This window comes from Bacillus sp. 2175 (assembly GCF_057812155.1).
The window spans coordinates 3657521-3681568 of record NZ_CM173819.1; the positions used below are offsets into that span (position 1 = coordinate 3657521).

Annotated in this window: 24 protein-coding genes and 1 other annotated feature; all 24 genes read right to left on the reverse strand. The window is 37.4% G+C overall.

Features of this window, described 5'->3' with window-relative positions:
- Positions 1-80 precede the first annotated feature (80 nt).
- Positions 81-713, reverse strand: a complete 633-nt coding sequence (pyrE, locus tag ACXKY9_RS18815) for an orotate phosphoribosyltransferase (protein ID WP_000711441.1) — start codon at positions 711-713, stop codon at positions 81-83.
- Positions 710-1426 carry an orotidine-5'-phosphate decarboxylase gene (pyrF, locus tag ACXKY9_RS18820; RefSeq protein WP_000083496.1) on the reverse strand — a complete coding sequence of 239 codons (717 nt, stop codon included), beginning with the start codon at positions 1424-1426 and terminating at the stop codon, positions 710-712. Before pyrF ends, pyrE begins: the two co-directional genes overlap by 4 nt.
- Positions 1411-2340 carry a dihydroorotate oxidase B catalytic subunit gene (gene pyrD, locus ACXKY9_RS18825; protein WP_001081048.1) on the reverse strand — a complete coding sequence of 310 codons (930 nt, stop codon included), beginning with the start codon at positions 2338-2340 and terminating at the stop codon, positions 1411-1413. The genes pyrF and pyrD overlap by 16 nt, the downstream gene beginning before the upstream one ends.
- The gene (gene pyrK, locus ACXKY9_RS18830) at positions 2337-3116 is read right to left on the reverse strand and encodes a dihydroorotate oxidase B electron transfer subunit (protein WP_000983359.1); all 780 of its coding nucleotides are present in this window, start codon (positions 3114-3116) and stop codon (positions 2337-2339) included. The genes pyrD and pyrK overlap by 4 nt, the downstream gene beginning before the upstream one ends.
- Positions 3113-6331, reverse strand: coding sequence for a carbamoyl-phosphate synthase large subunit (gene carB, locus ACXKY9_RS18835; RefSeq protein WP_001126096.1), 3219 nt, complete (start codon positions 6329-6331; stop codon positions 3113-3115). The genes pyrK and carB overlap by 4 nt, the downstream gene beginning before the upstream one ends.
- Positions 6316-7413 (reverse strand): carbamoyl phosphate synthase small subunit, encoded by a 1098-nt coding sequence (locus ACXKY9_RS18840; RefSeq protein WP_000828684.1) that lies wholly within the window; start codon positions 7411-7413, stop codon positions 6316-6318. Before ACXKY9_RS18840 ends, carB begins: the two co-directional genes overlap by 16 nt.
- The gene (gene pyrC / locus ACXKY9_RS18845; protein WP_001108386.1) at positions 7410-8696 is read right to left on the reverse strand and encodes a dihydroorotase; all 1287 of its coding nucleotides are present in this window, start codon (positions 8694-8696) and stop codon (positions 7410-7412) included. The genes ACXKY9_RS18840 and pyrC overlap by 4 nt, the downstream gene beginning before the upstream one ends.
- Positions 8680-9594 carry an aspartate carbamoyltransferase gene (pyrB, locus tag ACXKY9_RS18850; RefSeq protein WP_000018849.1) on the reverse strand — a complete coding sequence of 305 codons (915 nt, stop codon included), beginning with the start codon at positions 9592-9594 and terminating at the stop codon, positions 8680-8682. Before pyrB ends, pyrC begins: the two co-directional genes overlap by 17 nt.
- 148 nt (positions 9595-9742) lie before the next feature.
- Entirely contained in the window at positions 9743-11026 is a 1284-nt protein-coding gene (gene uraA / locus ACXKY9_RS18855; RefSeq protein ID WP_000435926.1) for a uracil permease, read from the reverse strand.
- 146 nt (positions 11027-11172) lie between these two features.
- Entirely contained in the window at positions 11173-11715 is a 543-nt protein-coding gene (pyrR, locus tag ACXKY9_RS18860) for a bifunctional pyrimidine operon transcriptional regulator/uracil phosphoribosyltransferase (protein ID WP_001156491.1), read from the reverse strand.
- A gap of 203 nt (positions 11716-11918) precedes the next feature.
- On the reverse strand, positions 11919-12827 hold the full coding sequence (locus tag ACXKY9_RS18865; protein ID WP_000005830.1) for an RluA family pseudouridine synthase: 909 nt from the start codon (positions 12825-12827) through the stop codon (positions 11919-11921).
- A gap of 4 nt (positions 12828-12831) precedes the next feature.
- Positions 12832-13290, reverse strand: coding sequence for a lipoprotein signal peptidase LspA (gene lspA, locus ACXKY9_RS18870; RefSeq protein WP_000642184.1), 459 nt, complete (start codon positions 13288-13290; stop codon positions 12832-12834).
- Positions 13291-13414: 124 nt separating this feature from the next.
- On the reverse strand, positions 13415-13744 hold the full coding sequence (locus tag ACXKY9_RS18875) for a TraR/DksA C4-type zinc finger protein (protein WP_001002956.1): 330 nt from the start codon (positions 13742-13744) through the stop codon (positions 13415-13417).
- Positions 13745-13899: 155 nt separating this feature from the next.
- Positions 13900-16665 carry an isoleucine--tRNA ligase gene (gene ileS2 / locus ACXKY9_RS18880; protein WP_000455952.1) on the reverse strand — a complete coding sequence of 922 codons (2766 nt, stop codon included), beginning with the start codon at positions 16663-16665 and terminating at the stop codon, positions 13900-13902.
- Positions 16666-16736: 71 nt separating this feature from the next.
- Positions 16737-16960 (reverse strand) — a binding site (T-box leader).
- A gap of 51 nt (positions 16961-17011) precedes the next feature.
- Positions 17012-17518, reverse strand: a complete 507-nt coding sequence (divIVA, locus tag ACXKY9_RS18885; protein WP_001131611.1) for a septum site-determining protein DivIVA — start codon at positions 17516-17518, stop codon at positions 17012-17014.
- An 89-nt stretch (positions 17519-17607) separates the two neighbouring features.
- Positions 17608-18375, reverse strand: coding sequence for a YlmH family RNA-binding protein (locus ACXKY9_RS18890; protein ID WP_002098127.1), 768 nt, complete (start codon positions 18373-18375; stop codon positions 17608-17610).
- A 15-nt stretch (positions 18376-18390) separates the two neighbouring features.
- On the reverse strand, positions 18391-18654 hold the full coding sequence (locus ACXKY9_RS18895; RefSeq protein WP_000214233.1) for a YggT family protein: 264 nt from the start codon (positions 18652-18654) through the stop codon (positions 18391-18393).
- A gap of 6 nt (positions 18655-18660) precedes the next feature.
- Positions 18661-19131 (reverse strand): cell division protein SepF, encoded by a 471-nt coding sequence (locus ACXKY9_RS18900; protein ID WP_000119129.1) that lies wholly within the window; start codon positions 19129-19131, stop codon positions 18661-18663.
- A gap of 19 nt (positions 19132-19150) precedes the next feature.
- A complete protein-coding gene (locus ACXKY9_RS18905) occupies positions 19151-19825 on the reverse strand; it encodes a YggS family pyridoxal phosphate-dependent enzyme (RefSeq protein WP_000218000.1) in 675 nt (224 codons plus the stop codon).
- Complete coding sequence (gene pgeF, locus ACXKY9_RS18910) at positions 19822-20640, reverse strand: peptidoglycan editing factor PgeF (RefSeq protein ID WP_001209006.1); 819 nt, start codon at positions 20638-20640, stop codon at positions 19822-19824. The genes ACXKY9_RS18905 and pgeF overlap by 4 nt, the downstream gene beginning before the upstream one ends.
- 120 nt (positions 20641-20760) lie before the next feature.
- Positions 20761-21042, reverse strand: a complete 282-nt coding sequence (locus tag ACXKY9_RS18915) for a YlmC/YmxH family sporulation protein (protein ID WP_000236745.1) — start codon at positions 21040-21042, stop codon at positions 20761-20763.
- A 163-nt stretch (positions 21043-21205) separates the two neighbouring features.
- Complete coding sequence (gene sigG, locus ACXKY9_RS18920; protein ID WP_000197755.1) at positions 21206-21985, reverse strand: RNA polymerase sporulation sigma factor SigG; 780 nt, start codon at positions 21983-21985, stop codon at positions 21206-21208.
- A gap of 157 nt (positions 21986-22142) precedes the next feature.
- A complete protein-coding gene (gene sigE, locus ACXKY9_RS18925; protein WP_000976948.1) occupies positions 22143-22862 on the reverse strand; it encodes an RNA polymerase sporulation sigma factor SigE in 720 nt (239 codons plus the stop codon).
- A gap of 19 nt (positions 22863-22881) precedes the next feature.
- Positions 22882-23799 carry a sigma-E processing peptidase SpoIIGA gene (spoIIGA, locus tag ACXKY9_RS18930; RefSeq protein WP_000261970.1) on the reverse strand — a complete coding sequence of 306 codons (918 nt, stop codon included), beginning with the start codon at positions 23797-23799 and terminating at the stop codon, positions 22882-22884.
- Positions 23800-24048 lie beyond the last annotated feature (249 nt).

Sequence of the window (24048 nt, forward strand, 5' to 3'; positions counted from 1 at the left end):
GATATTGATGGAACTTTACTTGAAGTTTTAACAATGATATAAAAAACGACCGCGTTCCCCCGCGGTCGTCTTTTTTCGTGTTACGCTGTGATCCAAGCTTCGTTAGCTGGATTTTTACGCCACTCTTGTAATTTCTTCGTTTCAGCTTGTCCAATCATACCTTTTTCTGCTGCAACTTCAGTTAATGTACTGTAATCACTTAAAGAATATGATGCTACGTTAGCTGCTTCTAGTTTTTCTTTTCCTGCTTCAAGCTCGTATGTGAAGATTGATACGATCCCTAATACTTCACATCCAGCTTCGCGAAGTGCTTCTACACATGTAATTGCACTACCGCCAGTTGAAATTAAGTCTTCTACTACTACGACTTTTTGACCTTTTTCAGCTTTTCCTTCGATTTGGTTCCCTTTACCGTGACCTTTTGCTTTACTACGTACGTAGCACATTGGTAAATCCATACGATCGCTTACCCATGCAGCGTGCGCAATACCAGCAGTTGCAGTTCCTGCAATAATTTCTACAGTTGGGAAGTGCTCTTTAATTAACTCTTCTAATCCAGCTGCAATCGCTTGACGTACTTTTGGATAAGATAAAGTTAAACGGTTATCACAATAAATTGGCGATTTCATACCTGAAGACCAAGTGAATGGATCATTCGGTTGTAAAAATACTGCTCCAATTTCTAATAAATGCGATGCGATTTCTTTTTTCATACTGTTACACCTTCCCACTGTTGTTTTACTGTTTTATACGCTTCAAGCGGATTTTCTGCTTTTGTAATACTACGTCCAACTACAATGTAGCTTGAGCCAAGTTCCCTCGCACGTTTCGGTGTCGCTACGCGCACTTGGTCATTTACATCATCGCTTGCAAGACGAATCCCCGGTGTTACCGTTACAAATTCATTTCCGCATACTTCACGTAATTTTGGAACTTCAAGTGTTGAACAAACAACGCCATCAAGTCCACTTTCTTTCGTTAGTTTTGCATAATGAGCAACCGCTTCTTCTAACGTTTTCTCAATGCCGATCTCTTTTTTCATCATAGCTTCCGAAGTGCTTGTTAGTTGTGTAACTGCAATACAAATCGGTCTCTCTTTTCCTTCTTGCTTACCTTCCTCTAATCCCTCAATCGCAGCTTTCATCATACTGCTTCCCCCAGCAGCATGAACATTTACCATATCAACATCTAGACTAGCTAGGCTACGCATAGCGCTTTTTACCGTATTTGGAATATCATGAAGTTTTAAATCTAGAAAGATCTTATGCCCTTTTTCTTTTAAGTACGTAATAATCGCAGGGCCTTCTTTGTAAAATAACTCCATACCAACTTTGACAAATAACTCTTCCCCTTCAAAGTGGCGCAAGAATTGTTCTACATCTTGTTTCCCTGGAAAATCTAATGCAACGATTAACGACTGTGACATGTTTGCTTCCAGCTCCTTCCTTGACATTCCGAAATGTGATCAAATCCTAATTCATCTAGTAATGCTGGTAACTCTTCAATAATTGTCGGACATACGAACGGATCAATAAAGTTCGCTGTACCTACTGCAACTGCGCTTGCGCCAGCATAGAAGAATTCAATTACATCTTCCGCTGTCTCAATACCACCCATTCCGATAATCGGAATGTTTACCGCTTGGCTTACTTCATGTACCATACGAATTGCTACTGGCTTAATCGCAGGACCTGATAATCCACCTGTACAGTTTGCTAAAATTGGTTTAGCTGTTTTTAAATCTAGACGCATACCAAGCAATGTATTAATCATCGTTAAACCATCTGCACCTGCATTTTCAATCGCTTTTGCAATTTCCACAATGTTTGCCACGTTCGGTGACAACTTCACGTATACAGGTACTTCAGAAACCTCTTTTACTCGCTTCGTTAAATCAGCAGCAATTTCAGGATTTGTACCAAAGGCGATACCACCTGTTTTTACGTTCGGACAAGAAATATTTAATTCTAGTGCATGGACATTAGGCGCTTTAGAAATTTCCTTCGCAACCGCTACGTAATCCTCAGCTTGTGAGCCTGCAACGTTCGCAATAATTGGAAGGTCAAATTGTTCTAACCATGGTAATTCCGAATTCATTACTTTGTCTAATCCCGGGTTTTGAAGTCCGATTGCATTTAGCATGCCGCCTGGTGTTTCAGCAACACGAGGCGTCGGATTTCCATAACGTGGTTGTTCTGTCGTCGCTTTAATCATGATTGATCCTAGTACACTTAAATCGTAAAACTGTGCATATTCACGACCAAACCCAAAGCATCCAGATGCCGGTATAATTGGATTTTTTAATGATAATCCTGGTAATTCAACTTGCAATCTGTTCATAGTACAACCTCCCCGATTGGAAATACTGGTCCGTCGCTACACACCTTCTTGTAAGAATGTCCACTTGGATCTTCTTGTAAGTGGCATACACATGCGAAACAAGCTCCAATACCACAGCCCATACGTTCTTCTAATGAAATATAGGCTTTTTTCTCTTTGTAACGTCCTTCTAATGCACGAAGCATCGCTAACGGACCACATGAATAAAGAATATCAAAGTCAATTCCGTAATTATCAATTACATCTGTGACAAATCCTTTTGTACCGTGTGTACCGTCTACTGTTGCAACGTACGTATCACCAAGTTCTGCAAATTTTTCTTCATAGAAAACTACATCTTTCGTTTGAAAGCCTAAGATGTGAATAACACGTACACCTTTTGCAACGAGGCGCTGTGATAATTCATAAAGTGGTGGTACACCAATTCCCCCGCCTACTAGTAAAGCTGTTTGACCAGCTTCTGCTTCTTCTACAGGAAAACCGTGTCCTAATGGTCCTAGTACATCTACCATTTCACCTTGTTTTCTAGTTGCTAATGTTTTTGTCCCTTGTCCTTCGGCACGATATAGCATTGTAAATTCGTTCTTCTCTTGATCTACATTACAAATACTAATTGGGCGGCGCAGAAGGGGCGCAATGCCCTCTGCTACCTTAATGTGTACAAACTGCCCTGGTTCGTTCATTTGCTGTACTAACGTTCCTTGAAGCACTAATTCGTAAATATTTTTTGCGATTTCTTTTTGATTAACGACGATCATATTTTGCTTTTGCATCATGCATGTACCACCTCGTGACGCTTTGTTTGCGTAATTTCTTTCATTGAATGAGCTGAGAATGTCATAGATTCTAATACTCGTAAGATTGCTCTCGTTGTATCAAGTGATGTTAAGCAAGCCACACCATTTTCTACTGATTCACGGCGAATGCGGAAACCATCACGCGCTGGTTGTTTACCTTTTGTTAATGTGTTAATTACAAACTGTGCTTTTCCTTGACGGATAATATCTAGTAAGTTGTAGTCTTCAGAATCAATTTTGTTTACAACTTGTACTGGGATATTTTGCTCTTCTAATGATTGTGCTGTTCCAGCTGTTGCTAATAAGTTATAGCCGATTTCGTGGAAACGTTTTGCAATTTCCATCGCTTCTTCTTTATCTTTATCAGCTACAGTAATGATTACTGAGCCGTGCGTTGGGATGTTAATTCCAGAAGCAACTAATCCTTTATATAATGCTTTTTCAAGCGTTAAGTCTTTACCCATTACTTCCCCTGTTGATTTCATTTCAGGTCCTAATGTTGTATCAACTGAGCGTAGTTTCGCGAATGAGAATACCGGAGCTTTTACATATACTTCTTTCTCTTCTGGGTGATAGCCAGTTCCGTATCCTTGCTCTACTAGGTCTTGCCCTAAAATAACTTTCGTTGCAACATTCGCCATCGGTACGCCTGTAATTTTACTTAAGAACGGTACTGTACGGCTTGCACGTGGATTTACTTCAATTACGTACACTTGATCTTTGAATACTACAAACTGGATATTTAGTAATCCAACAATGTTTAATCCTTTTCCAAGTGCAATTGTATGTTCAATGATTTGTTCTTTTAGTTTTTCAGATAAACTTTGTGGTGGATATACTCCAATTGAGTCACCAGAGTGAACTCCAGCGCGTTCAATATGTTCCATAATACCTGGAATGAATACATTCTCACCATCCGAAATTGCATCTACTTCAATTTCTTTACCAACCATGTAACGGTCGATTAATACTGGGTGATCTGCATGAACTTTAACTGCATTTTTCATGTAGTGCAGCAGTTCTTCTTGACGATATACGATTTCCATTGCACGTCCACCTAGTACGTAAGATGGTCTTACTAATACTGGGTAACCAATTTCTTCTGCGATTGCTACCGCTTGTTCTACAGTCGTTGCTGTTTTACCAACTGGTTGCGGGATGCCAAGTTTTGTTAAAGCAGCTTCGAATTTATCACGATCTTCTGCACGGTCTAAGTCTTCAAGTGATGTTCCTAAAATTTTCACACCGTGTTCTTCTAGTTTCGCTGCTAAGTTAATTGCCGTTTGTCCACCGAACTGAACGATAACACCTTCTGGTTTTTCTAAATCGATAATGTGCATTACATCTTCAATCGTTAATGGTTCAAAGTATAATTTGTCAGAAATACTGAAGTCTGTTGAAACTGTTTCTGGGTTGTTGTTAATGATAATTGCTTCATATCCAGCTTCTTTAATTGCCCATACTGAGTGAACTGTTGCGTAATCAAACTCAACACCTTGACCAATTCGGATCGGACCAGATCCTAGAACTACTACACTCTTACGATCTGTTACAATCGATTCATTTTCGTCCGCATATGTGCTGTAGTAATATGGCGTTGCAGATTCAAACTCTGCCGCACAAGTATCTACCATTTTGAATACTGGCATCATATTATTTTCTTTACGCATATCGTAAATTTCACGCTCCGTTTTGTTCCAAGCTGCTGCAATGTAGTGATCGCTGAAGCCCATTTCTTTTGCAGTTTGTAGTACTTCTATATTTCCTACATTCGCTTTTACTTCACATTCCATATTTACGATGTTTTCAACTTTTTGTAAGAAGAAGAAGTCCATTTCACACCATTCATTGATTTCTTCTTTCGTTACACCTTGGCGAATTGCTTCTGCTACAATAAACAGTCGTTCATCATCCGCTTTAATGATACGTTTTTTCATCGTTTCTTTATCAAGTTCTTTTAAGTGGTCTAATTCTAAGTGATAAATGCCAAGCTCTAAAGAACGAACTGCTTTTAGTAATGATTCTTCTAAGTTACGTCCGATTGACATAACTTCACCAGTTGCTTTCATTTGTGTTCCAAGCGTTCTGTTCGCTGATTCAAACTTATCAAACGGCCAACGTGGAATTTTTGAAACAACATAGTCTAACGCTGGCTCGAAGCAAGCGTAAGTTTTTTGTGTTACTGGGTTTACAATTTCATCTAACGTTAAGCCGACTGCAATTTTTGCTGCTAATTTCGCAATTGGATATCCAGTTGCTTTAGATGCTAGTGCAGATGAACGACTTACACGTGGATTTACTTCGATTACATAGTATTGGAAGCTATATGGATCAAGCGCAAGCTGAACGTTACATCCACCTTCAATTCCTAGTGCACGAATAATTCGTAATGAAGTGTTACGTAACATTTGATATTCACGGTCGCTTAGCGTTTGGCTCGGTGCTACTACAATCGAATCACCTGTGTGAACACCAACTGGATCGATGTTTTCCATGTTACATACTACAATCGCGTTATCATTTGAATCACGCATTACTTCATATTCAATTTCCTTACAGCCAGCAATACTTTTCTCTAATAAACATTGTGTTACTGGACTATGTTTTAAACCACTTGTTACGATTTCAATTAGCTCTTCTTCGTTATGGCAAATTCCCCCGCCCGTTCCTCCTAATGTGAACGCTGGTCGAACGATTACTGGATAACCAATTTCATTTACAAATCCATATGCTTCATCAAGGTTATGAATAATTTCACTTGGTGGTGTTGGTTCATTTAAATCTTGCATTAATGTACGGAATAAATCACGATCTTCCGCTTGCTCGATTGCTGATAATTTTGTTCCTAAAATTTCAACTCCGCACTCGTCAAGTACGCCTGATTTTGCAAGTTCAACAGCCATGTTTAAACCTGTTTGACCACCTAATGTTGGTAGGATTGCATCAGGACGTTCTTTACGAATAATACGGCTTACGAATTCTAATGTTAATGGCTCGATGTATACTTTATCTGCTGTTGCAGTATCCGTCATAATTGTTGCTGGGTTAGAGTTAACAAGGATTACTTTGTAACCTTCCTCTTTAAGAGATTGACAAGCTTGTGTACCAGAGTAGTCAAACTCCGCTGCTTGCCCAATTACAATTGGTCCTGATCCGATTACTAAAATTGTGTTAATGTCTAGGCGTTTTGGCATAACTCTTCCCCTTCTTTCTTGAAGTTTTCAATCATTGTTAAGAAATCTTCGAATAAATCATTTGCATCTTCTGGTCCCGCTGAAGCTTCTGGATGGTATTGTACTGTAAATGCTGGGAACTTCTTATGACGAAGACCTTCTACCGTTCCATCGTTTAAAGCAACATGTGTAATTTCAAGATCTGTATTTTCAACTGATTCTTCTTCTACTGCGTATCCGTGATTTTGAGATGTAATTGCTACTTTTCCAGTTGCAAGATTTTTTACTGGATGGTTTAAACCACGGTGACCAAATTTCAACTTACTTGTATTTGCACCTGATGCTAGAGCGAACAATTGATGTCCTAGGCAAATTCCGAATAAAGGAACTTTACCGATAATGTCTTTTAACATTTCAATTGCTTCTGATACATCTTTCGGATCTCCAGGTCCATTACTTAACATAATTCCATCTGGGCTAAGGCGTAAAATTTCTTCTGCTGTTGTGTTGTAAGGAACTACAATTACATCACAGTCACGCTTATTTAATTCTCGTAAAATACCATGTTTCATACCGAAGTCTACTAGTACAACTCGGTGACCACGACCTGGGCTTGGGTATGGATCTTTCGTTGATACGCGTTTTACATGATCTGTAAATACTGTCGCTTTTAATTGACTTACAATGTACTCTACATCTGCATCCATATTACAAAGGCGTCCGCGTAATGTACCGTATTGACGAATTTTTCTCGTTAATTTTCTCGTATCAATCCCTGCTAATCCTGGGATATTTCTTTCTTTCAAGTAATCATTTAACGAAATTTCATTACGGAAGTTTGATGGATGATCACAAATTTCGTTTACGATTAAACCATTTACAGATGGGTGAATGGATTCAAAATCGTCACGGTTAATGCCGTAGTTTCCGATTAATGGGTACGTGAATGTTACGATTTGACCGCAATATGATGGATCAGATAATGTTTCTTGATATCCAGTCATTCCTGTTGTAAATACAACCTCACCTGACTTTTCGATTTCGCCTCCGAAACCTGTTCCAATTAATACTGTTCCATCTTCTAAGATAAGTTGTCTTTTCATACTAATGCACTCTCCTTTTGCCATGCGATCTTACCACCAACGATTGTCATTACCGGCCATCCTTGGCATTTCCAACCTGCGAATGGTGTATTTTTTCCTTTTGATAAGAATGTTGTTGGGTCAATCTCTTCTTCTTGTTCTAAATCAATGATTGTAATATCAGCTGCTCTACCTTCTTTTAGGCGACCTGCTTCTAAGCCGAATGTATCAGCTGGCTTTTCTGTTAAGAATTGAATTAACTGTTCTAGCGTAATAACTCCCTTTTTCACAAGGTTTGTGTATAGAAGCGGGAATGCTGTTTCAAAACCAGTAATTCCAAACGGTGCTCTTTCAATTCCTTGTGCTTTCTCTTCCGCTGTATGCGGTGCATGGTCAGTTGCAATCATATCGATCGTTCCATCTAATAAACCTTCAATTAATGCTGCATGGTCTTCTTTTCCACGAAGCGGTGGGTTCATTTTAAAGTTAGGATCAGCTGATGGGATATCATCTTCACATAACACTAGGTGATGCGGTGTTACTTCTGCTGTTACTTTAATTCCAGCGCGTTTCGCATCACGGATTACACGTACCGAACCTTTCGTACTTACATGACATACGTGATAGTGGCAATCTGCTGCTTCAGCAAGCAGTATATCCCTTGCAATATGTACAGATTCACATACTGATGGGATACCGTTTAATGCGTGTTTCTCAGAAAACTTCCCTTCATGTACACAACCTTTATTAATAAGCGTATTCTCTTCACAGTGCGCAACTACTGCCATATCTAATTTTGCTGCACGTTTCATAGCCGCTAACATCATGCTCGCATCTTGTACGCCTACGCCGTCATCTGTGAAAGCAAATGCTCCAAGTTCTTTTAATGTTTCGAAATCTGTCATTTCAGAACCAGCTTGACGTACTGTAATTGCTCCGTATGGTAGTACGTTAACATGAGCTTTTTCTTCAATACGTTTTTGCAAGTCTTCCATATGTTCTCTGCATTCTGGTACCGGGCGTGTATTTGGCATTGCGCAAATTGTAGTGAATCCACCTTTTGCCGCTGCTAGTGTACCTGTTTCAATTGTTTCTTTATGTTCACCACCTGGTTCACGAAGATGTACGTGTACATCTACTAATCCAGGTGCGATTAACTTTCCGTTCACATCGATTACTTCAGCATTATCTGCCGTAATATTTTCTGCTACCTTAGCGATTTTACCGTCTTGTACGAGAAGATCCGTTGCTACGATTTTTCCTTCTTCATTCATATAACGACCATTTTTAAACAAATAATTCATGTTTCATTCCTCCTAATACATTTGGTAAGGCGCGTTTTAGTACAGCCATTCTTACGTAAACTCCATTTTCCATTTGTTTAAATATGCGTGAACGCTCACACTCAACAAGTTCACTTGCAATTTCAACATCACGGTTTACAGGAGCTGGATGCATAATAATGCTTCCTTCTTTCATACGCTTTTCTCTTTCTACTGTTAATCCGTGTTTCTCATGATATTCTTTCATAATGTCTGTTTCATAATGATCATGACGCTCATGTTGTACACGGAGTAACATCATTACATCAACTTCTGGAACAAGTTCATCTAATGGTTTGTATGTTCCAAATGTGTTGTCTTCATCTTTCCACTCTTCTGGACTTGCAAAGTAAATTGTTGCACCAAGCTTCGTTAATGCTTCTGCATTAGAACGTGCTACTCGGCTATGACGAACATCTCCTACTATTGCAATCTTCAAACCTTCAAATCTTCCAAACTCTTGTTTAATTGTAAGAAGATCGAGTAGGCACTGCGTTGGGTGGTTTCCGCATCCATCTCCAGCGTTTAAGATTGGAATATTCACCTGATCTTTTAGTTCATCGAAGTAGCGATCTTGCTCGTGGCGGATGACCACTGCTTTTGTTCCGATTGATTCTAGTGTTCTTATCGTATCGTATAAAGTTTCTCCTTTTTGTACGCTAGATGCATCAGCTGAAAAGTTTAAAACATCAAGTCCTAATCTCTTCTCAGCAACTTCAAAGCTAAATCTCGTTCTCGTACTATTCTCAAAGAACAAGTTCGCAACAAAAGTTTGCTCTGTCGTTTTGCTCTCTTTTCCATTCGCAAAATCTTCTGCATCTTTTAGGATTTCTGAAATTTCTACTTCCGATAATTCACTCATCGTTAACAAATGGCTCATCGTCATCCCTCATCTTTCTGATTTTTATGTTACCACTTTTGAATTTTTATAACAACCTTTGCATAAAAATACCCTAGTCATGTGAGACTAGGGTGCAAGAAAGAAGCCACCCTTTCCGGTCTCACAGGACTGAATTAAAAGGTTATTATTATGAAGCAATCTGCTTAGATTGTTTTATTTGTTTCGTTTCCGGTAGTAGTAGATTTAACAGTACACCTACAATTGCTGCTAGTGCCATTCCTTCTACTTGGAATGATTCTCCTACGTGAAGTACCGCTCCACCAATACCGATTACTAATATTACTGATGCAATCATTAAGTTTCGTTTGTCACTTAAATCTGTTTTATCATCTACCATCATGCGTAATCCGCTTGATGCGATTACACCGAATAGTAAGATTGATACACCACCCATAACTGGTGTTGGGATCGAATGAATCAGTGCAGAAATCTTACCGATAAACCCGAACATGATTGCGAATACTGCTGAACCGATGAATAAGTATACACTGTATGCTCTCGTAATTGCTAGCACACCGATGTTTTCACCATACGTTGTATTCGGTGGCCCACCGATTAGTGACGCAATTAATGTTGCTACTCCGTCACCGAAGATTGAACGGTGTAAACCTGGTTTTTCAATTAAATCTCTTTTAATAACATTTCCAAGAACAATTTGATGTCCGATATGTTCTGATATTGTTACTAGTGCAACTGGTACCATCAAGAGTACAATCTTCCATGAAAACTCTGGTGTATATGTTACAAATGGTACTGTGAAATCTGGTACAACAAACCATTTTGCCTCAGCTACCGGCTTTAAGTCTACTAGCCCTTGGAAGTAAGCGAAGATATATCCGCCGATAATGCCAAGTAACACTGGTATTATACTGAAAAATCCTTTTCCAAATATCGAGCATATAATTGTAATTGCTAATGTTACTAATGCTACTGAAAAGTGTGTAAAGCTATATTTGCCATCCGCACCGTTCATCGCCATGTTAACTGCTGTATGTGCTAAAGCTAGACCGATTACCATTACTACTGGACCAACTACGATTGGTGGTAGTAATTTCATAATCCACTCTGATCCTGATTTCTTAATTCCGAGTGAGATTAAGATGTACACAAGTCCTGCTAGCAAACCACCAAGCATTGCTGCTCCCGGTCCACCTGCCGTTTTCGCTGTTATAATCGGTGCGATAAAGGCGAATGATGATCCTAGATAGGCAGGTACTTGACCTTTCGTTATAAGAAGGAACGCTAACGTTCCTAATCCACTTGATATTAATGCTACTGATGGATTCAATCCTGTTAAAAACGGAACAAGCACTGTTGATCCAAACATCGCGAACAAATGTTGTATACTTAAAAATAACCATTTTCCCGGTTTCGGTACTTCATTAACGTCTAACACTGGCTTTTGTTCCATTGTTACATCCTCCTTCAGTTTAAATCTTTGCAATAAAAAAACTCTTTGTGCCTGTGCACAAAGAGTCCTACACTTTCGTATGCCAAATTTGACATATGAAAGCCAAGACCCTTTGGCAGCCTCACAGGACTACATTTAAAAGGGCTTTACTTATCGTATATGCTTACTCGATCTTGTTGATCTGTCTCTTGCAAATCAACTTCGATACGCTCTTCACTTGATGTTGGAATGTTCTTCCCTACATAATCAGCGCGAATTGGTAATTCGCGATGACCTCTATCAACAAGAACCGCCAATTGGATTTGAGATGGTCTACCTAAATCCATAAGAGCATCCATTGCTGCTCGAACTGTTCTTCCTGTATATAATACGTCATCCACAAGGATAACTTTCTTCTTCGTAATATCTACAGGGATATCAGAACCTTTTACAAGTGGTTCTTTATTTTTCGATTGTAGTGTTAAATCATCACGATATAACGTAATGTCTAACTCTCCAACTTCCATTTCTTTTCCTTCAATTTGACCAATTCGTTCTGCCAAACGTTGTGCAATAAAAATTCCACGAGTTTTAATTCCGACAAGAACACAATTATCGACACCTTTATTTCGTTCCACGATTTCATGACTAATTCGTGTTAAAGCGCGGCGAATCATTTGGTCATCTAAAACGACAGCTTTCTCTTGCATGCTCTACACCTCCAAGCTTTTTTCTTGCGTGAGAGTAATGGTATAAAAAAAGTCCTCTCAGCGTGTGCGAGAGGACTTTTGAAAAAAGGGTACAACATACCCTAAGTATTTCAAACCGTTACCTTCTCAACCTCACGGGGCTGTGTTAAAGGATCATTATTTAACTGTTGTCAGTATCTCAGTTTTCTTATGATTTGTCAATACTATTTTCGTAAAATATTTAATACGTCTTCAAACACTTCTGGAATCGGTGCCTCAAACTGAATATATTCACCAGTACGAGGATGATCAAAGCCTAAAATACCCGCATGAAGTGCTTGTCCATTCATATCTAACGTTTTCTTCGGACCATACTTCGGATCTCCTGCAAGTGGATAGCCAATATATTTCATATGAACACGAATTTGGTGCGTACGTCCCGTTTCTAAGCGACATTCTACAAGCGTAAAGTCTTTAAAGCGTTCTAACACTTGGAAGTGCGTAACAGCGTTCTTACCATTTTCATCAACTGTCATACTTTGACGCTCTTTCTTATCACGAGCAATCGGAGCATCAATCGTTCCCTTATCATGCGGAATCACACCGTGTACAATCGCTTTGTAACGTCTCGTTACTGTTTTTGCTACAAGCTGATTTACAAGCGATTCATGTGCCATATCATTTTTAGCAACCATTAATAGTCCAGATGTATCTTTATCAATACGATGCACGATACCTGGACGCATTACACCGTTAATGCCTGATAAGTCTGTACAATGGTGCATAAGGCCGTTTACAAGTGTACCACTTGTATGCCCTGGTGCTGGATGTACAACCATACCACGTGGCTTATTTACAACAAGCACATCTGCATCTTCATAATAAATTTCTAAATTTAAATCCTCTGGTTGAATATCTAACTCTTCTGGTTCAGGAATTGTTACTGTAATTTCATCTTCTTCTTTTACTTTATAATTCCCTTTTACCGCTTTTCCGTTTACTGTCACAACGTCATCTTTAATCCATTGCTGCACTTGCGTACGTGACCATTCGTTATTTATCCCTGCAACGAATTTATCAATTCGCTCGTTTTTTTGCTCTGCTGCAACTGTTACTTGTACTACTTCACTCATTCAATTACTCCTTCGCTTTCTTGCCTTCTAATAATGTTTGAATAATAATTAATACAACACCAATACATAATGCTGAATCAGCTATATTGAATACTGGATAGTTGTACGAGAAAATATACACGTGAATGAAATCCACTACTTCTTGTCTAAATACACGATCAATAAAGTTACCAATTGCCCCGCCCAAAATTAGGCTTAACGAAATACCTAGAAGCTTGTCTGTTTTCGCATACTTTTTCATATAAAATACAATAAACACTACAAAAACAACTGTAATAATGTAGAAGAACCACATTTTATTTTCTAAAATACCCCAAGCAGCGCCTCTATTTCGATGTGATGTTATGTATAATACATTGTCGATAATCGGAATACTCGTACCCAATTCCATGTTCTTTACAATTAACCACTTCGATATTTGATCGATAGCAATGACGAATAACGCTATTACATAATATATCATTTTCATTTCCCCCACAAAGACAGTGTACCTCAAAATTTTAGCATAGCTGCTACCTTTTCACAATGAACCTTTATAGAAGAATAAAATAAATTAAAAAAAGGTAATATAATATCGTTGTGCGTATTCATACATTTACCTTTTCGTAGAAGAATTCATGAATCGTACGGGCAGTCGGCATTGTCTTCATTTGCTTTGTGGAAATTAATCTCCCCGTCTCTTCACAAATACCATACATGTCTATTTCCATTTTAAATAATGCGCGTTCTACATCCTTTAAATCCTCTTTTATATCATGTAATAGCAATTTTTTCTTTATCTCTTCCTTAATTTCATATCCAAGCTCTTGGCTGAACTCGACATCATATTTGTGCATTACTTCTTTAGCTAGTCTCTCTTGCAACTCTTTTCTCATCAATTGCAATTCTTCTTTTATTTCCATGTAAATTTCATTCACGTGTACATTCCTCCTAGCTGTAATGTACAGTTAGTGTGTCCGAAATTTATTTGCTTACCTCACACACATTTTTCCTTCACAGGAAAGAGTCTGAAAGTGATCTTGATATACCATCAACAAAAAAACTGACCGCATCAATAGCAGTCAGTTTTTTATTATTTTACATAGTTTTCTTTAACAACTGTTGCACAACGCTCACATAATGTTTCATGTTCAGCATCTTTACCAATTGTTTCTGAAACTACCCAACAACGTTCACATGTTTCACCAGTTGCTTGAACAACAACAACCGCTGTATGTTCATACTTCGGTGCATCTGCTGGCGCTTCATCCATCATACCACCAAGTTTATACTCAGAAACGATGAATAATTGCTTTAAGTCTTCGCTAATAGACTCTAACATAGCTTTCATTTCTGCAGTTGGATATAGCGTAATGCTTGCATTTAATGACTTACCGATTACTTTTTCATTACGAGCTACTTCTAGTGCTTTTAACACGTCATCACGTAATGTCATAAATGCATCCCATTTTGTTTTTAACGCTTCCGCGTCATCTAATTGTACAGCTTCTGGCATATCAGTTAATTGTACACTTTCTTCTGTTACGCCTGGAATATATGGCCATACTTCATCAGCTGTGTGCGGTAAGATTGGTGTTACAAGTTTCGTTAACGCAACAAGAACATCATATAATACAGTTTGAATTGCACGACGATCTTCGTGGTTTGCACCTTCAATGTATAAGATGTCTTTTGCAAAGTCTAAGTAGAATGAACTTAAATCAATTGTACAGAAGTTATGAATTGCATGATACACAGCAGCGAAATCGTATGTCTCATATGCTTCTTTAACTTTTGTAATTAAGTCATTTAATTTTACTAACATGTAACGATCTACTTCACGAAGTTCAGCTACAGCTACTGCATTTTCACTTGGCTTAAAGTCGTCTAAGTTTCCTAATAAGAAACGGAATGTGTTACGGATTTTACGATACACTTCTGCTACTTGTTTTAAAATATCATCTGAAATACGTACGTCAGATTGATAGTCAACAGAAGATACCCATAAGCGTAAAATGTCTCCGCCTAATTGATCCATGATTTTCTTCGGTACGACGATGTTTCCAATCGACTTACTCATTTTACGTCCTTCACCATCTAGTACGAAACCGTGGCTTAGTACGCCTTTATATGGAGCTTTACCTGTTACAGCAACTGCTGTTGATAATGAAGAGTTAAACCAACCACGATACTGGTCAGATCCTTCTAAATATAAATCAGCTGGACGCTGTAAATCTTCGCGCTCTTCTAATACCGCTTGGTGAGAAGAACCTGAATCGAACCATACATCCATGATGTCTGTTTCTTTACGGAATTCACCATTTGGACTACCTGGATGTGTAAATCCTTCTGGTAATAGATCTTTCGCTTCACGCTCGAACCATACGTTAGAACCGTGTTCACGGAATAAATCTGCTACATGGTTAATTGTTTCATCCGTAATAATTGGATCACCATTCTCAGCATAGAATACCGGAATTGGCACACCCCATGCACGCTGACGAGAAATACACCAGTCACCACGGTCACGAACCATATTATGAAGACGAGTTTCTCCCCATGCTGGTACCCATTTTGTTTCTGCTACAGCTTCTATTAATTCTTTACGGAATGCTTCAATAGATGCAAACCACTGTGCTGTCGCACGGAAAATAATTGGTTTTTTCGTTCTCCAATCATGTGGGTATGAATGTGTAATGAATGTTAGTTTCAGTAACGCGCCTACTTCTTCTAATTTTTCTGTAATTGGTTTGTTAGCTTTATCATAGAATAAGCCTTCAAATCCAGGTGCCTCATTTGTTAATACACCTTTATCATCGACTGGGCAAAGTACTTCTAATCCATACTTTTTACCAACAACGAAGTCATCTTCCCCGTGTCCTGGTGCTGTATGAACACAACCTGTACCTGCATCTGTTGTTACGTGATCTCCTAGCATAACTAATGAATCACGATCGTAGAATGGATGTTTTGCAACTGTATACTCAAGTTCGCTACCTTTTACTGTTTTCACAACTTCAGCATTTTCCCACTCTAACGTTTTTGCAACTGTCTCAAACAGCTCAGAAGCAATGATATATTTCTCATCATTTACTTTTACAATGCTATATTCAAGCTCTGGATGAACAGAAATACCTAAGTTTGCAGGTAATGTCCAAGGTGTTGTTGTCCAAATGATGTACTTTTCATCACCTTCTAATACGTTCTTTCCATCTTTTACAGGGAATGCTACGTAAATAGATGCTGATTTTTTATCTTGATATTCAATTTCAGCTTCTGCTAAAGCAGATTCACTCGTTGGAGACCAGTAAACTGGTTTTTGACCTTTATAGATATAACCTTTTTTCGCCATGTCACCAAACACTTTAATTTGTTGTGCTTCATAAGCTGGCTCTAAAGTAATATATGGATTATCCCAATCTGCACGTACACCTAGACGCTTAAATTGCTCACGTTGACGTTCTACTTGTTCATATGCATACTCTGCACATAACTTACGGAACTCAGCAACTGTCATTTCTTTACGTTTTACACCTTTATTTGTTAAAGCTTGTTCAATTGGTAAACCGTGCGTATCCCATCCCGGAACATATGGCGCACTAAAACCAGTCATTGATTTATAACGAACAATAAAGTCTTTTAATACTTTATTTAATGCATGTCCCATATGAATGTCACCATTCGCATATGGAGGTCCATCATGCAATACAAATAAAGGACGACCTTTTGTATGTTCTTGTACTTTTTCGTAAATATTCATTTCAGCCCATTTTTCTTGCATTGCAGGCTCACGTTTTGGTAAATTCCCACGCATTGGGAACTCTGTTTTTGGCATCAGTAATGTATTTTTGTACTCCATGCTCAATTCCTCCTTACATGTATAAAAGAAATACTTAAAAAACGGAATAAAAAAGAGACCTTCTCATCCCCAAAAGGGACGAGAAAGTCTCCCGCGGTACCACCCTAGTAGATTCTATACATATGTATAGAATCCTCTTTATATTCTTAACGCGAATACACGCCTACGCTTACTCTATTTGTTCAGCGCGGAACTCCAGGGTGATATTCCCACTATCTCCTTATCCTGAGCTTACACCATCCTCAGTTCGCTATATAAGGTTTGAAAAGGTACTTATCCCTATCTTCGTTTTTCTTAATAAATATGTTGTTTAAAATTATATGTAATAATGAGAAAAACGTCAAGCTTACACTGTTTCTTCTTTTTTCAACAGTTCATCTACTTCGTCTTCTAATTCAATTAGTTTATCCCAATCATCGTTGTTTAACATCTCAAGCTGTGTTTCTAATAACATACGGAAACGAGTTCGGAATACTTTCGCTTGTTTCTTTAGCTCTTCAATATCAAAAGCAACTTTTCTTGATTTTACTAATGCTTCGTTAATAATACGATCAGCATTCTTTTCAGCTTCACGCACAATTAATTTCGCTTCTTTTTGCGCATTACGTTTTACTTCTTCCGCTGCTTCTTGTGCAACAACGATAGATTTGTTTAACGTATCTTCAATATTAGAGAAATGATCTAACTTCCCTTCTAACTGCGCAACTTTTTCTTCTAAAGCTTTTTTCTCACGAATGACCAATTCATAATCTTTGATAATTTGATCAAGAAACTCATTTACTTGATCTTCATCATAGCCACGGAATCCGCGACCAAATTCTTTGTTATGAATATCTAATGGTGTTAACGGCACAACGCCACCTCCAAGTAGTTATCTAAATTTCCTCTTTCAATTATATCTTTTCTTCGACAAAATAGGAGGATTTCCTTCTAAAAAACCAATCATTTTAGTATACCATACAAAATTCTCCATTTGTCGCGTTTTGTTCTACCTTCTACAGAAAATAATTTACTTCGGCCATATCCTCTAACAGAAAAAACATCTCCTGGATAACATTCATAAGAAGTTTGCTCCACTGTTTTCCAATTGACTTTTACTAAACCATTTTTTATGAAAGGTTGTACTTTCTGTCTAGATAAATGTAACATTTCAGCTAACATAACATCTAAACGAAGTGAAGAAACCGTTCCAGATTTCTCTCCCCACGTTTCATGTATCTGTAGAATTTGTTCTCCTTGCACTGACGCTAAAGAGACTTTTACTTTCCCTATTGATTGTAAGTTCATCTCAATATACGATACAATTTCTTTCGCAACTACAATTTGGGCACGATTTTCTTGCAGCAAAATATCACCACATTTTTCTCTTGTTAAACCAAGAGACATAAATGTACCTAATATTTGCCTATGTTCTAGCGTATAAAACTTGGAAGGATAGTCAATTTCTAATACTTCTACTTGAAATTCTTCTTCATTTAATTCTAGATAGTCTGGATAAATAAGTGCTCTTTTACGCTCTGCATTAGGCGTTGCACCACCAAATTGCACAGCAACATCACCTTGTCCTATTACCATAGAAACAATTTGTTGTTGCCTAGGATCAAGAAAATCCGTTAACTTCACTTGATGGTACTCCGCCGCTCGCTTCCACTCTAGCACTTTATCCACAAAGACCTCCTCATCAGGCCTAAAATGTTCGTAGATGCTCATGTATTTACCTTCTTACTATAAGAAATAGCTTAATAAACTGAACAAACCAGTTTTAGCAAGTTTCAACGCAAAGATTGCAACGATTGGAGAAATATCAATCATTCCAAGCGGCGGAATAAAGCGGCGGAATGGTTCTAAATACGGTTCACAAATACGTGCCAGGAACTCTCCAAAAGATGATTCCTTTGCACCAGGAAACCATGATAGGAGAATGTAAATAATAAGTGCCCACGAGTAAATCTCGATAGCATAACTTAACACTATAAAAACTGTTGTCATGGCGTATTACCACCTCTTTATATTTGTTTCTTCTTCTTCACCGAATAACTCTGAAATCGCACCAACAATATCTACATTTTCAGGTGTACACATAAATGTTTTCGGCCCTATTTTTTGAATGTCCCCGCCTATAGCGTATACAGTACCACTTAAAAAGTCAACGATACGTACCGCTTGATCAGTAGACATTCTCTGCAAATTAATTACAACAGCTCGTCTACCTTTTAAGTGGTCCGCAATCCCTTGTGCTTCCGAATATGTGCGTGGTTCTAATAAAACAACTTTTGAAGATTGTTTTGCTGTTTCAATACTCACAACATTTTGCTTCGGTTGCGCTTTCGGAAACGTAACGTCTTGTTGTTCTGGTGGATCTTGCTGCTTTTTCATGTCTGTTTGCTCCTTTTCATAACCATATTGAGCTGCTTCTTTTTCTTCCGGTGTATCAAAAAAGAAGTATTTTACTTTTGACCAACTCATAATAAGATTCTCCTTCCTTTTACGCTTTTCCTACTAAAATCGTTCCCAAACGAATATATGTAGCCCCTTCTTCAATTGCAATCTTGTAATCGTTGGACATTCCCATTGATAATTCTTTACATGGCGCATGTAATAACTCTAGCTCCTGCACCTCTGTTTGCAGCATACGTAATTCCTTAAAACAGCGTCTGATTTCTTCCTCTTCTTCTGTAAATGGAGCCATCGTCATTAGTCCAACCACTTCAATTTTATCGAATTCTTGCAAACTTTGAATAAAAGAAACAACCTCTTCTATTGCCAATCCTTGCTTCGATTCTTCAGATGAGGTTTTCACTTGAATAAAGCATTTCACTTTCTTATCAGCACGTTTCTGAATTTCTTTCGCCAGTGAAAGACGATCTAACGAATGTAAATAATCAATTTCATTAATGATTTCTTTTACTTTTCTCGTTTGTAATGAGCCAATAAAGTGCCAATTAACTTTTGAACCGAAATGCTCGTATTTCTGTAAGAAACCTTCATTTCTATTTTCACCTAAATCGATAACTCCAGCTTCAATTACTTCATTTGTTTTTTCAATCCCTACAGTTTTTGTAACTGCAACAAGTTTAATATCTTGCAACGAACGTCCAGCTCGAGCGCAAGATTCTTTAATAGCTTCGTTTACAATTTCTAAATTTTCTTGTACTGTCACTTGCTTTCTTCCTCCTTAAAACCTATGAAACTCAACATTCTTCCTGTCTTACCTTGATCACGACGATGAGAGAAAAATAGTTGCTCTTCACAGCTTGTACAAAGAGATGACATTACAATATGCTCTTCTTTTATGCCTGCTTGTACACATAATATACGATTAATTTCTTTTAAATTAATTGCGTACTGCCCGTCAGAAATTTTTTGATGAGGAACAGCACCCCTAACTACTTCCTGTGCTGCTGTTAATACACGATCATCCACAACATAACAACAAGATCCGATCGACGGCCCAATTGCAACATGAATTTCATCACTTGAAATACCTTCTGCATTCCACTTTTGAATCATTTCCTTTGCAATCTCTTGTACAGTGCCTTTCCATCCAGCATGCGCAAGTCCTATCATACCATGTGATGGTGCATAAAAATAGAGCGGAACACAATCCGCGTAACAAGACGTTAACAGAACATCTTCATTACTCGTATAAATGCCATCTGTTTTTGAAATGCCGTCCTCATATGAATAGACACCACTTCCCTTTTCCTGTTGCCCTACTTTTTCAACATGATGAGCATGAACTTGTTCAGAGCAAATCCAATTTTCTAATGGTTTTTGTAACTTATTTGCTAAAATGCGTCTGTTTTCATGAACGTTCTCCACGATATCATTCACATGTAATCCTAAATTCATCGCATGAAAGGAGCCCGTACTTATCCCACCATCTTTTGTCGTAAATCCAGCAGTAATGTTTCCAAGTTCTTTCCACGCTTGTAAATACAGTATACCGTCCACATATTTAAATGGTTCTCTCATAATAAAGCGGCTCCTTTTAATTAAAATAACAGAAAAAAGCATGGTACTTCCTGTCTATTTTACCATACTTTTATTTTTTCATAATCCTAACAGAAAAAAAAGAGGAATTTGTAATATTCTTTATGAAATTGTCGGTGTTTGTATTGATTCTGTTACAGAATTAACAGGATTTACTCTTACAAGTATGACATCTTCCCCAATTTTCACAATTTCCTTCCAAGGAATTACAATCTCAACATCTTTTCCAAAAATACCTAGCATACGTGTCTGTTTTGAAATAATAACAGAACAAATTTTCCCTGTGTTCATATCAATTTCAATATCTCCAATATTCCCAATCCTTTTTCCATCTGAAATATTTATAACATCCTTCATCTGTAACTCTGAAATTCGTATCACCATTTTTATCCTCTCCCTTATATGACAAATTGGAAACTGTTTCTCATATTTACAGGAAGCCACCTACACGAAACACCATGCTAGTTTCATTATATGAACACAAATCCCCTACTATGAGCACAAACCATATTACATATAAAAAGGTCTCACCATAATTGGTGAGACCTTATCCTTGAATCGTTTTATTCATTTGTTTAATGGCTGACTTCTCTAAACGTGATACTTGCGCTTGGGAAATCCCAATTTCTTCTGCAACTTCCATCTGTGTCTTTCCTTGGAAGAAACGTTTTCTAATAATCATTTTCTCTCTATCATTTAAACGCTTCATTCCTTCTTTCAATGCTAATTCTTCAACCCACTGCTCGTCCTTTTGTTTTTCATCACTTAACTGATCCATAACAAAGATAGGATCTCCCCCATCATTATAAATCGGTTCAAATAATGAAACTGGATCTTGAATTGCATCTAAAGCAAATACTATCTCTTCATGAGTTACTTCTAGCACTTTTGCAATATCCATTGCTGTTGGTTCTTTTGAATTTTCTGCAATCAACTTTTCTCTTACTTGCAAAGCTTTATACGCAATATCTCGCAATGAGCGCGATACGCGAATCGGATTATTATCACGCAAATATCTGCGTATTTCCCCAATAATCATCGGCACAGCATACGTTGAAAATTTTACATTTTGGCCTAAATCAAAATTATCAATTGATTTCATAAGTCCGATGCAACCAACTTGAAATAAATCGTCAACATATTCTCCTCTGTTATTAAATCTTTGGATGACGCTCAGTACAAGACGTAAGTTTCCATTCACTAATTTTTCTCTTGCGCTTATCTCTCCACTTTGCATTTCACGAAATAATTTACGCATCTCTTCATTTTTTAATACTGGAAGTTTAGCTGTATCAACACCGCAAATTTCTACTTTGTTTCTCGTCAAAGTGTTCCCTCCTATCGGGAGTTGCTGTACAGTGTAAAGTATTTCCTTTGAAGGGGATTTTATGCATGTGGTTTTTTCACGATTTGTTATTTAAATTATCTTTCCTAATACAACTAAATAGAATAAGACCAGCCTACATAACGGCTGGTCTTATTCTTTACACCATTTTATTAAATTCTTTTCGTAATCTTTTTATAATTCTTTTTTCTAAACGCGAAATGTATGACTGTGAAATCCCAAGCATATCAGCCACATCTTTTTGCGTCTTTTCCTCTCCTCCAGCAAGCCCAAACCGAAGTTCCATAATTTGTTTTTCACGATCATTTAATTGGTGTAATGCTTTCATTAAAAGGTGACGATCTACAGTAGCTTCTAAATCTTTTGTAATAATATCATCATCTGTACCTAACACGTCAGACAATAACAGTTCATTCCCATCCCAATCAATGTTTAGTGGTTCATCAAAAGAAACTTCCGAACGATTTTTGTTATTTCGACGTAAATGCATTAAAATTTCATTTTCTATACAACGCGATGCATATGTTGCTAATTTTATTTTCTTTTCTGGATTAAATGTATTTACCGCTTTAATAAGGCCGATTGTTCCTATACTAATCAAATCTTCAATATTTATCCCTGTATTTTCAAACTTTCTTGCTATATATACAACGAGCCTTAAGTTACGTTCAATAAGTAATGACCTTGCTGCCTGATCTCCTTTTGGCAATTTATTCAAAAGAACTTCCTCTTCTTCTTTTGTTAACGGTGGTGGCAACGCTTCACTTCCACCAATATAATAAATTTCATCGGTCTTAATTCCTAATTTCAGCAATACTTTATACCAAAGGTATACTAAATAAAATTTTAATTTCATCATATTATCCCGCCTCTCATTATTAAGCAATTACCATTTTTTGTGAAATCAACATTTTTGGATGCACAATACATTGATACTCCCCATTAGTAGAAAGCTGTTGTGTATTTAATCCAATTAATACTTTGTTTACAACAATAGAACTACCTTCATGGTCAACTTGCACACTGTCAGGCTTAATTGCCCACAAAAATTGACTCTCTACCCCTACTGCACGGAAAGGAATTAAGCGTAATTTTGTCGCCCAACCAGAATCATTTTCTGGTATTTGAGGAATTTCTGTTTTGGAATAAATTTGTTCTGTTAACCAAGATGGTAAGCAATGTTCTAATGATGAAACATGCATAATCATAACGGGTGTTTTTGTTAATGGGTCATAAAGTTGGTTCCCACTGTCAATAAGACCTGCCAGTTCTAGTTCTTCTTCTGCTAATTGAATTTTTACTTTCACAATTTGATCATAGTGTATTTTCGTGACCTCTACGCTTTCAATACGCTTTTTAGAAAAATAATAAATTACTGGAAAACCAAAAATAACAAATAACCAACTAATTGGATCACCGTAAGAAATTGACTGAGATTGAACCAATCCATTTACCATTTCATTCGTTTGCAAAAAGAAATGAGTTCCAATTAATCCTCCGCCAACCATAAAGGTTACAAAGTAAAAAGTAAAAACAGTTTGTGCATAATTTCTAAATGTTGTAAACCCAAATGCTGTATACACAATAAGTAACGAGTACAGTAGTTTCATAATTGGATGTGTCATCATAGAAGCAAAAGGAGTAAAGGCAAAAATAACAATAGTTGAACCTATAAATGCCCCTAACACAAGCCTCCATTTTTTGATTTTCTTTTTTAACACGGTAGCTGTTAATAAAAGCAAAAGAAAATCAATGCAGGCGTTTAACAACCAAACAACGTCGGCGTAAACAACCAAACAATTCACCTCTTTTTTCAAGTTGAGACTAGTATAATGCATATCCAATAGGAAAGTGTGTCAATTTGCGGAGGTGTTTTTTTGTTATTTTGTGATTTCTAGACATAATCTGTCGGTAAAAAATAAAAGTACAAATTCATAGAATGATATACTCTTATTTTCACCAACAAAATATACCAAATAAAAAAAAGACCTGCTTAGCAGGTCTTTTCCATTTAAAAAACAAAAAAGGAGCATGAAAGCTCCTTT